The sequence below is a fragment of the Nocardioides korecus genome (genome assembly GCF_054778395.1).
The window spans coordinates 271,457-284,144 of record NZ_BAAGZO010000007.1 but is presented as its reverse complement, the minus strand read 5'-3'; the positions used below and the strand labels follow the sequence as shown (position 1 = coordinate 284,144).

The following is a 12,688-nucleotide window of genomic DNA, read 5'->3' as shown; positions in this document are numbered from 1 at the left end:
GGTGGTCACAGCGTGACCCGGTGCATGGGCGTGCTGGTGGCTGGTCGTCCGGCGGAGCTGGGTGTTGCGGGGAGCTCGATCCCGGGGGCGTGTCGCGTTGATGGTGAAGCTGCGGTGGGGTACATGGGTGCCTCGTCTGGGCTGGGGGCGGGGCCCGACCCGTGGTGGGTGTACGGGCCAGGTGCGTGATGACGGTCGGCCGGTGCGTCGACGGTCGTGGGGCGGAGGCCGGACCGACCACCGCGGCGGTGGTGCTGTGCCACGAAGGGTGTCCTCGCGGTGGCCGGTCCGGTCGTCGTGGCGCGGTGTCTCAGGCCTCGTTGGTCGCGCGGCGGCGACGGCTGACGATCATGGCCCCACCGAGGGCCAGGGCGCCGGCTCCCGCGGCCAGGACTCCGGTGTCCTCCAGGCCGCCGGTCGTGCCGGTTCCGGTCGCCACGCCACCGGAGGGCATCGTGCTCAGGGCGCCGCACAGGGCGGGCGAGGTCGCGGCCAGCGGGAGGCTGGGCACGAGGTCGCTCTTCTCGTTCTGGGCCTTCTTGCTCAGCGTGGCCGGGTTGAGACCGTGGACGACGACCACACCGGTGCCCGCCTTGAGCGAGGCCACCGTGGCCGAGCTCAGCTTGATGGTGCGGTTGTAGTCGGTGCTGGCCCCCGACGGCGCGATCTTGATGTCGGTGCCGGCCTTGGGGCTGGTGTCGCCCTTCTCGGACAGCGTGGTGCCGATGCCGCCGTACGCCGGAGCACCCTCGGTGGTGCTGATGACGCCGTCACCGTTCTTGTCGGCCGACGTCGTGGGGCACTTGCCGGTCGCGCCGATGTGGATGTGCTGCACGTGGGGGTAGGGCGCGTTCATGAACGACGCGGGCATCCCGCTCCAGGTGACGTGGATGTTGGCGGTGTCGCCGTTGAGCGACACCGTCGCCATGCCGGAGGCGGTGGAGCCGTTCAGGGGGTTCAACGTCGCCTGGTAGGTGTCGTTGCCGGCGGCGGAGGCCGGGGACACCATGAAGGCGAACGGGACGGCGGCTGCCGCCAGCGGGACGAGGGTGTGAAGTGCCTTGCGCATGGGGTTGTTCCTCTCAGGGGTGAGTGGCAGGACCCGGGTCAGCTCACGGCCCGTCGTCCTGGTCACGGTGACGGTGTGATTCGTCACACGAGGCCCAACGGATGGGACCTGCCTTCGCCCCAGCGCTCGTGTCTTTCCGGATCACAGCTGCAGGCCTGGACCACGGTCAGTGGGTCGTGGGACGTGGCTCGTGACCGAGGCAGCACGGCGAGGGCAGAGGGGCCGGGGGGCAACGCTGGCGCCGCGTCCAACGCTCACGGTGGCAACAGGCCCCGTACTGAGATCCCGGAGAGCGGAGGGTCGCCTAGAACCCGGCCGCAGGACCCTTGGTGGGGACGATCGTGCGAAGTCCCTCCCTCAGGAGTTGTGCCAGCGCCGCCAGCTGAAGGTCGAGACGTCGGGAGAGATCACGCAGAGAGACACCGTCGAGATAGGCCAGCTCGATGGCCTCACGATGGGCGGGACCCATATCGCCAGGTGCCGTGCCTGTGGTCGTTGATGAGGTGGACGTGCAGACGGCGGCCGTAGAGCGGTGGACGGGGCGTGACATCGAGACGTCCTGTGGGGCGTGGAGGGCAGCGCCCGTCCGAGCGCTCGTCCGAGCGGCCACCACGACGCGGCGGTGCACGATGGCCAGGAGCCAGGCATCGGCCGACCCGTTGGAGGGCTCGAACGAGCCCGCGCACCGCCACGCCTCCCCGAAAGCGTCCCGGACCTCGACCTCGGCACGGTTGGGATCCTTCAGGATGCGCAATGCCAGGCCGTAGGCGCGTGGTGACAGGGCGTCGTAGACGGCAGCAAAGGCCCGGCGGTCACCGCGGCCGGCTGAAACGAGCTGGGTCTCGAGCGTGCGAGGCATGTAGCGGGTCTTCCTGTCGATCGGATGGGCCCGAAATCGACCTAACAGATTGTGCACAAGGCACTTGCCTGCAAGGTCAAGATGATCGTGTCACACCGCGACTATGTCTGTCGCGCGAACGCCGACGTGGTCGGATCAGTTGTGCTTCGACCTGTATGCCGTGTCTCGGGCCGTCACCCAGGCCTACCGCCCGGTCTTGAGCGAGTCGGGGTCACGTACCCGCAGTACCCGGTGCTCCTCGTGCTGTGGGAGCGGGGGATGTCCACGGTCCAGGAGGTGGCAAGTAAGCTCCGGTTGGATCACGGCACGCTGACCCCGTGCTCCAGCGAATGCAAGGGGCGGGTCTGGTCATGAGGCAGCGTGCCCAGGACGGACGGTTGGTCGAGGTCGCCCTGACGGTCCCGGGTGAGGCCAGGCGAGCCCACGCGACCCGCATCCTCTGCGACATGCGGGACCTGCTGGGACTGACGACACCGAGTTCAGCGCGCTGCACGACATTGCGGTTGCTGGCGTCGCGCGCCGAGCTGGGACCGGTCGCGGCTGACCATGGTCCGTCTGCGCTGTGCGCCCATCACCTGAAGTGATTCTTCCGGTGGGGGCTGCGGACCATCTGTCGTCATGTTGGGCGTCCTTTGGTGCCGGCCGCCTCGATGCGTGCTGCGCCGCAGATCCCGCGCCGCCGACAGGCGGTTCACGCACCTGGTCGTGGTCGCCCGCGTGCCCCGCCGCGTGGGTCAACGTGGGCGACCACTGAGCCGCCATCGAGCAGACGTCCGTCAGGCCGGCCTCGTGTGAGGTTACGTCGCGTACCTGGTCGTTCCTAGGGCTCGTCCGGGATTGCTGACACGGGCGGGCCGGCGCCACGTGACGGGTGCCGTGTGTCTGACCCGTGAGACCCGGGCGCGGGAGTGCTGAGGGCACGTTGTGGGCGAGCGCCAAGACCCGGGTGCAGGCGTTGCACACGCGAGCGCTACCGCGTTGACGGGCTCACACACGTGAGGTTCAAGGTGAGGTTCAAGGTCGTGAGCCCATGTCTTGTCAGCCCACCGAGAAGCAAGTTCGTCGCCGAGGCCTCCATGATGAGCACTTACGGGCCGTCGCCAGGGGCTCGACAACGTCAGGGGGCGAGTGACACCTGGCCTGCCCCGGCCGCGCTTACCGTTCAGCACTCACCGGGACGGGGGGTGAACCCGGAGCACGTGAGCATCGAGCCGTAGATGAGGCCGCCCTCGATGTCGAAGAACGTGTGCTGCTCACAATCCAATCGCTCGTCGCCTCGACGCAGGCACAAGTGGTAGCCAGCGCTGTTCCTGTCCACGATCTCTCGGAACCCCAACCAGCTGACCTCCTCGATGGTCACCTCGGGACCGAAGAAGTCACGCAGGAGGATGTCGTCGACCAGTTCGTGAGCGTCGTTGGTCCGCCAGCTCCGACCGGGCGCCATGCCGCGCATGCGGACCGTGGGTGCCAGCAACGCGAGCATGCCGTCGCGATCTCTTCTCGAAAGGGCGTGCACGAACTGCTCTGTCACCCGAGTTGCGTCGCGGCTGCTTGTGGCGTCGCCTCGAGAATTCACGGGCCACAAGTTGCATCGTTCCCGGACCGGGAGAGTCGGTTGAGCGAACAGGGCATGGGAGGGAATCAGAGCGTGCGTGCGGCGAAAAAGCTGCCGAGTGTCCAGATCACATGGACGGGCTCGGCGCCGTCTCGAGGTTGTCCTGCCGGTCCGTCACGTGGCTCGGATGCTGCACATGGACAACCACAGCGCCCGGCTTCGACGGGCCGGGCCCGCACGACGGCGCTGGAGCCGCTCGGATTCCCTGAGCCTCTTGACAGGACGAGGCGGGGCCGAGGTCCACCGCCCAGCGTTCGCATCGCTGGTCCGGCTCGCAGCGAGGGGGCGACCCGGGCGTCGGTCTAGGCCGCTGATCTGGACCGACTCCAGTGTGGTTGCGGTCCCATCCGATCGGCCGTCGGTAACGTACCAAGCTGTGAGGTGCCTCACACGAGGTGCTCGTATCCGGAGGTTGAGAACGATGAGTGAGACGAACAGAAGGAAGTTCCTCGCTGTGACCGGCGCTGGAGCGGTGGTGGGGGCGGTGGGTCTGGCGGCGTCGCCGGCCTCGGCCGCAGTGACCCGGCGCTCCGCCGGCAGCGCCCAGGAGTCGGTGGTGGCCTATATCGAGGACCACAGCTCCGACGAGCTGCACCTGATGGTGGGCGAGCGTGAGGTTGTCGTGCACGATCACGACCTGGTCGCTCGCATCCTCAACGCGGCGGGGGGTCAATGATGTCTTCCCACCGCGAAGCACCGGAAATCTCCAAGGACCCGGTCGCCGACAGCACTGACGTTTACGCGTTCGTCAGCCCCGACAAGCCGGACACCGTGACGATCATCGCCAACTACATCCCGTTGCAGCAGCCCGATGGGGGCCCGAACTTCTACGAGTTCGGTGACGACGTCCTCTACCACATCAACATCTCCCACGCTGGCACGGGACGGGCCGACATCGTCTACACCTTCGACTTCACCACCAAGATCCGGAACCCCCACACGTTCCTCTACAACACCGGTCAGATCACCGACATCGCGGGGAAGGAGTGGAACCGGCCGCAGTACTACACCGTGACGCGCCGCGAGAACGGCCGCACGACCACCCTGGCGCGCGACCTGCGGGTGCCGCCGGTCAACGTCGGCAAGCGCAGCACGCCCCACTACGACCACCTGTCGGCCCAGGCCGTGCACCAGGTCGGCAAGCGGACCTTCTTCGCGGGCCAGCGCGCTGACGCCTTTCACGTCGACCTCGGCAGCATCTTCGACCTCGGGGGGCTGCGTCCGTTCAACGAGAACCACGTGATCCCGTTGACGAAGATGGACGGCATCAACTCGGTGCAGGCCTACAACGTGCACACGATCGCGATTCAGGTGCCGATCAGCGACCTGACCCGGTACCACGACAAGCCCACGAGCGTTAACGCCCCGCAGTCGGTCATCGGGGTGTGGACCGCCGCCGACCGTCGCGCGTCGCGGATCTTCAGCGCCAAGCAGGGCAAGTACGTCGGTCACGGTCCGTACAAGCAGATCTCGCGCTTGGCCAACCCGCTGTTCAACGAGGTGCTGGTGCCGATGGCGGAGAAGGACATGTGGAACACCCGCCGCCCGCACGACGACAAGGTGTTCGCGAAGTACGTGGACAAGCCCGAGCTGCAGGGCCTGCTGCCCGCGCTCTACCCGGGTGTCTTCCCCCACCTCGCGGCGTACAAGAAGCCGAGGGCCGACCTCGACGCGATCCTGCTCACGGGCATCCCGAAGGGGGTGGTGCCGGGGTTCCAGAACTACACCGGCGCCACCAAGGCCGACATGCTGCGCCTGAACGTCGCGATCCCGCCGTCCTCCAAGCCGAACGACCTCGGTGTCGTGGGCGGGGACCTCGCTGGGTTCCCCAACGGGCGCAGGATCAACGACGACGTCGTCACGATCGAGCTCCGGGCCATCGCCGGTGCCACGATCCCGCTGGTCGACAAGAGCTACCAGCCCGACGGCGCGGCCTCGGCGGTGACGGACGGGACGACCAACACCAACGCGGCAGCCACCGGTTCGTTCCCTTACCTGGGGCTGCCGGGCGGGGGTTACCAGACCCAGCCCGGCACGACGCAGGCGTCATGACCGCCGCAGCGATAGAGAACCCGTACGCCGGGCAGGGCGCCGTCCTGCTCGACATCGGGGGCGACGTGGGCGCCCTCGTGGTGACGACCCCGGCCACGATGGTCGGGGTCGAGGTCGAGATCCGCCCGGTCGGGACCCCGCCGCAAGTCGTGCCCGATCACGACCACCACCATGACCACCACGAGCATGGGCACGGCCACGGGCCCGGCGGGCACCACCCGCACGTGGCCGTGGTCGCCCGGCCGGTCGGTGGGCGGCTCGTGCCCTCGCTTGTCTACCCCGAGCTGGTGGAGGGTCGCTACGAGCTCTACGTCAAGGAGACCGACGACGTGGTGATGACCGTGACGATCGTGGGTGGCGAGGTCGCGGCCGCGGAGTGGCCCGGCTGACCCCGGACGATCCCCGACGCAGGAGAGCGGGGCACGACGAGGGCGGCATCGCTCGGTGAGCGGTGCCGCCCTCGCCTGCTGTCACGATCGCGCTCATGGCGTACTCACTCGAACTGGGCAGCGGGCCGTTGCCCGGCAGCAAGGTCGTCGAGCTGGCGGGATCGGGCCGAGGCCAGCGCGTGCACGACCCTCACTGACCTCCCACCGTGATCTGCGTCGATCGCTGGGGCGGCCAAGCTGCTGGACGGGGATGCCGTTCTAGTACCTGTGGGTCGACCTCGTGGAAGGCGTTGATCTCCGAACGTCCAATCAGGGCTGATGGTTTTCTCCTAGGATGAGAACGATCAGCTGGGGTGCACCGCAATGCAGGATTGACCGACGGGAGCCCGGCCATGAATTCTGCATCATGCGAGGGTGAGGTCGGGTCGCCCCGCTCCGGCGGTGATCGGGACGGTCCCGGGGACCCACTTGCGGTTCAGCTGGTCGCCTCTGGCCGTGGTGACGAGGTGGCCTTCGCCGCTCTTTACGACGACGTGGGCCCTCGGGTCTATGGGTTGGTGCTCCGGATCTTGCGCGATGCGCATCAGTCGGAAGAGGTCACCCAGGAGGTGTTCCTTCAGGTCTGACAGCTGTCCAACCGCTTCGACCCCGATCGGGGGTCTGCTTTGTCGTGGATCTTGACCGTGGCTCATCGGAGGGCGGTGGACCGTGTGCGCTACTCGCAGGCGCAGCGAACCCGCGACATCCGCGACGTTCGAGCTCGACGCCAGGCGCGCTGTCGACACGACCGCCGAGACAGCCCAGGTCTCCTTCGACGCAGCCTCGGTCCGTGGCGCGCTGTCGAGGCTCTCACCGACTCAACGCAGGGCCCTGGAGCTGGCCTACCTTGGTGGACACACCTACTTTGAGGTCTCACAGCTCATGCAGATTCCGTTGGGAACTGCTAAGACCCGCATCCGCGATGGGTTGATCCGGTTGGCTGATGATCGCATGCTCATCGCGACCCAGACCATGTGACGCGGACGGCCCACTACGGCGGTTGACGGTCGGGGACCCTGCCGAGCGTCAGCGGGCCAGCTCCAGCGCCGGAACATCGGCGTCCGCGACGGGTAGCGCGATCAATAGCAGCGCCGGACGCATACAGGTCCGGGTCTCGCGCTCGGGTCAGCCCGGCTCCCTTCTGGTGTCAACCGGTGGGGCGTTTGGTTTTCCGCGCGGGTTCGGGAAGTGGCTTATCCGAAGTGTCGCTCCGGCAGTGCGCCAGCGAGCAGCTTCGCCGCGAGGCCTTGCCAGGATTGCTCCACATCTACAACCATCGCCGAGCACGCACAGCACTCGGGGGGATGACCACCCGCCAGCCGCGTCGCTCAACCTGTCGGGTCAGTACATCTAGACCGGCGGGCTGTAATCGGGGTGGCCGCTGCCAGTCATGGCGTCACGCCGCGGTGTCCGTGCACGTGCCCCGAGCCGCGGTCGGTGACGGGGGCATTGGGATTGGCTCGCATGGGCCGGTGTCGAGCGGCGGGAAGACCCACCGTTCGTAGGCCCAGAGGCGGAACAGTGTGCCCAGGCCGAGGCCCACGACGTTGGAGGAGAAGTTCTCGGCCAGCGGTGAGTTCAGGCCCAGGATGTACGACGAGACGAAGAGGCAACCCAGGCTGAGCGTGAGGGCCACCCCGTTGAGCGTGAAGAAGAGCAGATACGCCGTGGTGGTGCCATGGCGAGAGCCTCGCTCGGAGAAGGTCCAGGCGCGGTTGCCGAGGAACGCGATGGTCGTGGCAGCGACGACGGAGATCGTCTTGGACGTCAAGGGGCCGAGGTCGAGGACGTGTCGGGCGAGGTTGAACAGTCCGACGTCGACGACGAAGGCCAGCAGGCCGATGACCCCGAACCGGGCGAGGAGCCGTGTACCGGACCCCAGGGCGCGGGTCACGTCGAGCCGGCGCAGGGAGCCGGACACGTGGTGGCCGGTGCTCATGCCGCCACCTGGGTCGCGAAGGCGATGAGGTTGTCCTGGTAACCGCCGGAGGCTCGCACGTAGGGACCGTCGCAGGTGATCAGACGCAGCTGGGAGTCTGGGGTGGGTCCGTAGACGGCCGACGTGGGGAAGTTGTTCTTCGCGACGACCTGTGTGCGGTCGACGCGGAACCGCGTGGTCGACCCGTCGGCTCGGTCGACCTCGATCAGGGTGCCTGGTGTGATCTGGGAGAGCCGTGAGAACACGGCCGGCCCGTCGGGGGAGTCCACGTGACCGGCGATGACGGCAGGGCCGACGTCGCCGGGCCTGGTGCCCTCGGCGAACCACCCGGCACGCTGCCAGGCGTGGGGTGCTGCGAGCTCGCCGTCGCCCGACGTCCTCAGCCGCTCCAGGGAGGAGGAGATGCCCAGGGCGGGCACCCTCACCCGGACCGGCGGTGCGGTCGTGACCTTGTCGGGGGTGAGCGTGCCTTGGTTCTCAGGGTTGCTCGTCGCGGAGGCGGGTGGTGCGCTGCCCGGTGTCGGCGGCCCTGCCGCGGTCGTGACCACCGAGGATGTGCCATGGCCGTGGTCGGAGGTTGCCATCGCGGACTGGGCTGCAGCTGCTGTGGGGATCAGGGCAAGGGCGAACAACGGGACCAGCACGGGGTGCGGGACGTGTCTCATCGGGCGTCCTCCAGGGTGGGGCAGCCACCGAGTGCGGGGTCGGTCAGCAGCATGGGTCCCAGCACCGTCCAGGCGTCCCCGTAGTAGGTGGGTGACTGCTGCTGCTGGTCGCCTGCGCGTCGGATCTCGGTGATCGCCTGTCGGTCCTGGTGGGCTGCCGCTGCGCCGGCTGCCTGGGCGATGGTGACCAGGGGGCTGGTGTTGGTGGTCTGGGGTGATCCGGCCACGTCGTAGGCAGCGACCGGTGGTCGGCCGCTGCGGGCGACGATCTGTGCGATGTCGCGGGCGATGGCGTGGTCGCTGCGTTCGCACGACTCGGCGTGCCTCAGCACGGTGCGGGCGGCGTCGTAGCTGTACTGCACGGGCTGTCCTCCCGGGCCGGCGACGGGCCGGGCCTTCCCGTCGGGGTCGATCTGTGCCCAGTCAGGGGGCAGCCTGCCGCCCTGGGTCAGCTGTGCGAGGGCTGCCCGGGACCCGCGGTCGACCTGGGACCAGCGCGGGTCCTTGGAGGCTGCGTCGAGCAACCTGGTGGCGACCGGGGAGATGTAGCTGGGGTTGAAGGCGTACGGCGCGTTCGTCGCCCACTGCCCGGCCACGAGCACCAGACCGGCCGGGGTCGTGACGGTCTCGTGGTCGAGGATCGCCTTGCCCAGCGCGACCCCGGCCCGGGTGTAGGAGGGGTTGCCGAAGGCCTTGCCACCGAGGACCAGGGCACGGGCCGTGTCGAGATCGGCGTCGGCGGCCGACGACGGGTCGACGACCGCGCCGTTCTGCCACCGCCAGCTGAGGAGGCCGTCGCTCCGGCGCAGGTGCTGAGACGTCCAGCGCCAGAGGCTGTCGAAGGCGCCCTGGTCCTTGGCGCCGAGCGCGATCAGCAGGGCGTAGGCCTGGCCCTCGCTGACGGTGTCGCCGCCCTGGTCACGGCGCACCACGCGGCCCCCGGTGACGTAGGTCTTCAGGAACAACCGCGCGTTGATCTTCGTGGACCGGGCGGCCAGCGGGGTGCTCTCCGCCCCCGGGGAGCTGCCCGTGCCGTGTCGGGTGACGGCCACCGCGAGGACGCCCGCCACCAGGATGCTGACGACGACCACCCCGATCCACACCAGCAGGCGGGTCGGGCGAGGGGTGGCACGGCTCCTCACGCAGTGGCCCGTCGTCGGAGCGCCACCATGGCGCCGGCGGAGCCGACGACGCCGAGCAGCAGTGCCAGGAGGCCGAGATCGCCGCCTCGGGAGGCGCCGGTGCGGGCCAGGCCGCCGGCGCCGGTGTCGACGCCGCCGGTGGGCATCGAACCCGTCATCGCGGTGGAGCTGACGCTGTCTCGGACCGCGGTGAGCGCAAGGCCGCCCTGGGGGGTGGTGAGGGCCACGAGCGTGTAGACCCCGCCGGCCTTGACCGCTACGCGCCTCACGACGGAGTCCTGGCCGTTGCTGCCGGCCAGCTTGACCGACCACGTCTGCGCCTTCACGTCGGCGTAGCCGGTGGAGGAGCCGGTGGCGAGGTTGTTGGCCAGTGCGGGACCGGCCACGATGCTCGCGTCGACGGTGGCAGGGGTCGTCGCGGCTGAGATCAGACGGACCTTGGACTGGCCGGCCGGTGGTGCGGTCAGGTCGTCGGAGAGCACCGTGGCGCGCACTTGCTTTCCGGTGCCTGTGGCGATCACGGTCGAGGCCGCGCCCTGGGCGACCCGCACGTTCTGGGAGACCATCGGTGCGGCCGACATCGGCGATCCGGCACGGACCAGGGAGACGGTGTAGAGCCCCGTCGGGACCCGGGTGTAGGTCGAGAGCTTCCCGAAGGAGACGTGGCCCAGGTTCTGGGGCCGTCCCCCGTCGAACGGCGTCAGCCTGACGTCGGCCTCGGGGGTGCCTGGTGAGAGGTGCCCGGCGCGGATCCATCCCGTTGCGGTGGTGGCGGCGCTGGCCGACGTGGCCAGCCCGGCTGCCAGCACGCCCAGCACGATCGCCAGGACGACTGCGACGCCGCGGGCGACTCGGCGGGCGCCGCGGCCCCGGGGCCGGCTGGGTGAGTGGATGCTGCGGGTGCGGTGCTGCATGGGTGGGTCTCCTTCTCGATCGTCGAGGTGCGTCACGGGGGTGCTGTCGGTCACTGCGCCGGCGCGGGCAGGAGGTCGGTGGGCGAGGCCACGTCGTAGCGGATGGTGAGCACGCCGTCGGCTCGCGTGACCTGGCCGGGGGCGAAGCTGCCGACCTGGTCCCCGATGTCGGCCAGGAGACTGGTGCCGGCCGCCGAGTCGACTCCGGCGCCGTCCACGGCAGTGACGTGCATGGTGCGTCGAGGCAGCTGGCCGTTCTCGCCGAAGACGTCGGGGAAGTCGGCGACCGTGATCCGGTGCCTGCTGCTGACCTGGGCGAGCAGGGTCGCCACACGCGCGTCGACCTGCCCCTGCCGCAGCTGGGTGGCGGCCCGCGGGGTCAACCGGAGGTGTGGGTTCGTCAGCAGGGCCTGCCCTGCGGAGAGGCGCGCCTGCTTGTCCCGGGTGACGGCCTGGTCAAGAGCCTGGCGTCCCTGGGGGGCGACCCGGTAGATGTCGACCTCCTGGGCGCCGGATCCGAAGACGGCGGTGCGGGTGGAGTTCGCCAGCGCCTTCTGGACCGTGGGGGCGGTGCCGAGCGAGCGGCGCAACGCCTGGGTCAGCAGGACGTAGGAGTAGTCCCGCCACCCGTCCGGGGCCAGGGAGGAGACCGCCGAGTCGGTGTCGGCCTTGTAGTACCAGACCACGTTGCGCTGGGGGAAGCCCGCTCTGACGAGGTCCGTCCAGACGGCATCGTCGACGAGGAGGCGATCGCTGCGCGCCGCGTTCTGGTCGAGCCACGTCTGGGCTTGGCGCATGGGCCGGTCGAGGTCGGCCAGGAACAGCCCTCTCAGCTGGACGGCCCACAGTGGGGTCGCGACCACGCCGGCTGCCAGGGCCGTCACCACGGCGAGAGCCGTGGACCAGCGACCTCCTCGTCGGACGCCGAGATCCACCACGGCCGCGACGAGGAGCGCCGCGAAGGGCAGCAGCACGACGACGTAGGGCACGGGGAGGTACCCGGGCTTGAGCACGACGGCGGCCAGGACCAGGAAGCCCACCGCCACCGGGCGGAGGCGGCGCACGAAGACGGCGACGAGCGCGGCCAGGACGGCGGCGACGGGCAGCACGGGGTCGAGGGTGAACCAGACCGCGACGGAGCGTCCGGCTTGGGTGGAGGAGTCGAGCACGCTGCCGGAGGCCCCGCGGTTGACCAGCTGGAACAGGACACCCTGCAGCAGGGAGACCCGGCCCCGGCCCGGAAGGACCTCACCCTTGACGAGAGCGAACAACGCGTAGGTCGACAACACCAAGGTGAGCAGCGAGGCGGCCACCGAGAGGGTGTAGCGGCGGGTGTCGGCCCCGGCCGAGCGCCACATCTGCCAGGCCAGGAACGGGAGCACGAGCAGGAAGGTCTCCTTGCTCAGCACCGCGATGCCGAAGCACAGTGCGGCCCCTGCGAAGGCCACGAGCTGTCGGCGGCGGCTCAGCGCAAGGACGAACGTGGCGATGGTCCACGGCACGGCGACGTTGTCGAGGTAGACGGTGCGGGAGAACTGGACCGAGAGCGGCGAGAGCGCGAACACGAGCACGGCGGCCGCTGCGGCGGGCCGGCTCAGGTCCAGGCGACGTGCCAGCACCCACAGCAGGGCGGCGGCAACCACGTGGAAGGCCACCATCGCTTCACGGGCGGCGATGACGGAGATGTCGTAGCGACCGAAGGCGTCGGTGAGCCAGGTCCACCCGGCGATCTGGATCCAGCCCAGCGGAGGGTGGTCGTACCAGTAGGTGTAGTGGGTGAGCTCGCCCAACTTCGCCACGGCGTAGGCCTGGGCGGTGTAGGTGCCCTCGTCGTCGATGCGCTGAGGGGATCCGAACATGCCGAACCGGCCGACGAAGCCGGTCAGTACTAGCAGCGGGAGGACGTAGAGCAGCGTCCGGCGGTGCGTCCGAAGACGACCGGTCCAGGAGTCGCCGGGTTCAGTCGTTGTCTCGCAGTGGGTTGTGTGAGTGGTCGGGCGTTCCA

13 protein-coding genes are annotated in these 12,688 nt (G+C 69.4%); 5 read left to right on the top strand and 8 right to left on the bottom strand.

Annotation, left to right across the window (positions count from 1 at the left end; genetic code table 11):
• Nucleotides 1–310 precede the first annotated feature (310 nt).
• The 3 genes from ACYVDA_RS15795 to ACYVDA_RS15785 form a co-directional block, all read right to left on the bottom strand.
• Entirely contained in the window at nucleotides 311–1,069 is a 759-nt protein-coding gene (locus tag ACYVDA_RS15795) for a hypothetical protein (protein WP_460819384.1), read from the bottom strand.
• Between the two features lie 304 nt (nucleotides 1,070–1,373).
• A complete protein-coding gene (locus ACYVDA_RS15790; protein ID WP_460819383.1) occupies nucleotides 1,374–1,928 on the bottom strand; it encodes a sigma factor in 555 nt (184 codons plus the stop codon).
• Between the two features lie 1,162 nt (nucleotides 1,929–3,090).
• Complete coding sequence (locus ACYVDA_RS15785) at nucleotides 3,091–3,504, bottom strand: nuclear transport factor 2-like protein (protein ID WP_460819382.1); 414 nt, start codon at nucleotides 3,502–3,504, stop codon at nucleotides 3,091–3,093.
• A gap of 460 nt (nucleotides 3,505–3,964) precedes the next feature.
• Between ACYVDA_RS15785 and ACYVDA_RS15780 the strand changes: the two genes are divergently transcribed.
• The 5 genes from ACYVDA_RS15780 (at nucleotide 3,965) to ACYVDA_RS15760 (ending at nucleotide 7,001) form a co-directional block, all read left to right on the top strand.
• Complete coding sequence (locus ACYVDA_RS15780) at nucleotides 3,965–4,219, top strand: twin-arginine translocation signal domain-containing protein (RefSeq protein ID WP_460819381.1); 255 nt, start codon at nucleotides 3,965–3,967, stop codon at nucleotides 4,217–4,219.
• Nucleotides 4,219–5,595, top strand: a complete 1,377-nt coding sequence (locus ACYVDA_RS15775; RefSeq protein WP_460819380.1) for a DUF4331 domain-containing protein — start codon at nucleotides 4,219–4,221, stop codon at nucleotides 5,593–5,595. Before ACYVDA_RS15780 ends, ACYVDA_RS15775 begins: the two co-directional genes overlap by 1 nt.
• Nucleotides 5,592–5,984, top strand: coding sequence for a hypothetical protein (locus ACYVDA_RS15770; protein ID WP_460819379.1), 393 nt, complete (start codon nucleotides 5,592–5,594; stop codon nucleotides 5,982–5,984). Before ACYVDA_RS15775 ends, ACYVDA_RS15770 begins: the two co-directional genes overlap by 4 nt.
• 665 nt (nucleotides 5,985–6,649) lie before the next feature.
• A complete protein-coding gene (locus ACYVDA_RS15765; protein ID WP_460819378.1) occupies nucleotides 6,650–6,892 on the top strand; it encodes a hypothetical protein in 243 nt (80 codons plus the stop codon).
• Nucleotides 6,822–7,001, top strand: coding sequence for a sigma factor-like helix-turn-helix DNA-binding protein (locus tag ACYVDA_RS15760; RefSeq protein WP_460819416.1), 180 nt, complete (start codon nucleotides 6,822–6,824; stop codon nucleotides 6,999–7,001). Before ACYVDA_RS15765 ends, ACYVDA_RS15760 begins: the two co-directional genes overlap by 71 nt.
• A 418-nt stretch (nucleotides 7,002–7,419) precedes the next feature.
• Here the strand turns inward: ACYVDA_RS15760 and ACYVDA_RS15755 are convergent, their stop codons facing one another.
• The 5 genes from ACYVDA_RS15755 to ACYVDA_RS15735 are packed head-to-tail and all read right to left on the bottom strand — an operon-like array spanning nucleotide 7,420 to nucleotide 12,542.
• The gene (locus ACYVDA_RS15755; RefSeq protein ID WP_460819377.1) at nucleotides 7,420–7,962 is read right to left on the bottom strand and encodes a GtrA family protein; all 543 of its coding nucleotides are present in this window, start codon (nucleotides 7,960–7,962) and stop codon (nucleotides 7,420–7,422) included.
• A complete protein-coding gene (locus ACYVDA_RS15750; RefSeq protein ID WP_460819376.1) occupies nucleotides 7,959–8,627 on the bottom strand; it encodes a class F sortase in 669 nt (222 codons plus the stop codon). The genes ACYVDA_RS15755 and ACYVDA_RS15750 overlap by 4 nt, the downstream gene beginning before the upstream one ends.
• Entirely contained in the window at nucleotides 8,624–9,769 is a 1,146-nt protein-coding gene (locus ACYVDA_RS15745) for a glycosyl hydrolase family 8 (RefSeq protein WP_460819375.1), read from the bottom strand. The genes ACYVDA_RS15750 and ACYVDA_RS15745 overlap by 4 nt, the downstream gene beginning before the upstream one ends.
• Nucleotides 9,766–10,683 carry a DUF4397 domain-containing protein gene (locus tag ACYVDA_RS15740; RefSeq protein ID WP_460819374.1) on the bottom strand — a complete coding sequence of 306 codons (918 nt, stop codon included), beginning with the start codon at nucleotides 10,681–10,683 and terminating at the stop codon, nucleotides 9,766–9,768. Before ACYVDA_RS15740 ends, ACYVDA_RS15745 begins: the two co-directional genes overlap by 4 nt.
• A gap of 50 nt (nucleotides 10,684–10,733) precedes the next feature.
• Nucleotides 10,734–12,542 (bottom strand): ArnT family glycosyltransferase, encoded by a 1,809-nt coding sequence (locus ACYVDA_RS15735; RefSeq protein ID WP_460819373.1) that lies wholly within the window; start codon nucleotides 12,540–12,542, stop codon nucleotides 10,734–10,736.
• Nucleotides 12,543–12,688: the final 146 nt, after the last annotated feature.

Coding starts and splice junctions, on each gene's coding strand:
- ACYVDA_RS15740 (WP_460819374.1), bottom strand. CDS start 10,683: ATGCAGCACCGCACCCGCAGCATCCACTCACCCAGCCGGCCCCGGGGC.
- ACYVDA_RS15755 (WP_460819377.1), bottom strand. CDS start 7,962: ATGAGCACCGGCCACCACGTGTCCGGCTCCCTGCGCCGGCTCGACGTG.
- ACYVDA_RS15780 (WP_460819381.1), top strand. CDS start 3,965: ATGAGTGAGACGAACAGAAGGAAGTTCCTCGCTGTGACCGGCGCTGGA.
- ACYVDA_RS15770 (WP_460819379.1), top strand. CDS start 5,592: ATGACCGCCGCAGCGATAGAGAACCCGTACGCCGGGCAGGGCGCCGTC.
- ACYVDA_RS15790 (WP_460819383.1), bottom strand. CDS start 1,928: ATGCCTCGCACGCTCGAGACCCAGCTCGTTTCAGCCGGCCGCGGTGAC.
- ACYVDA_RS15735 (WP_460819373.1), bottom strand. CDS start 12,542: ATGTTCGGATCCCCTCAGCGCATCGACGACGAGGGCACCTACACCGCC.
- ACYVDA_RS15775 (WP_460819380.1), top strand. CDS start 4,219: ATGTCTTCCCACCGCGAAGCACCGGAAATCTCCAAGGACCCGGTCGCC.
- ACYVDA_RS15795 (WP_460819384.1), bottom strand. CDS start 1,069: ATGCGCAAGGCACTTCACACCCTCGTCCCGCTGGCGGCAGCCGCCGTC.
- ACYVDA_RS15750 (WP_460819376.1), bottom strand. CDS start 8,627: ATGAGACACGTCCCGCACCCCGTGCTGGTCCCGTTGTTCGCCCTTGCC.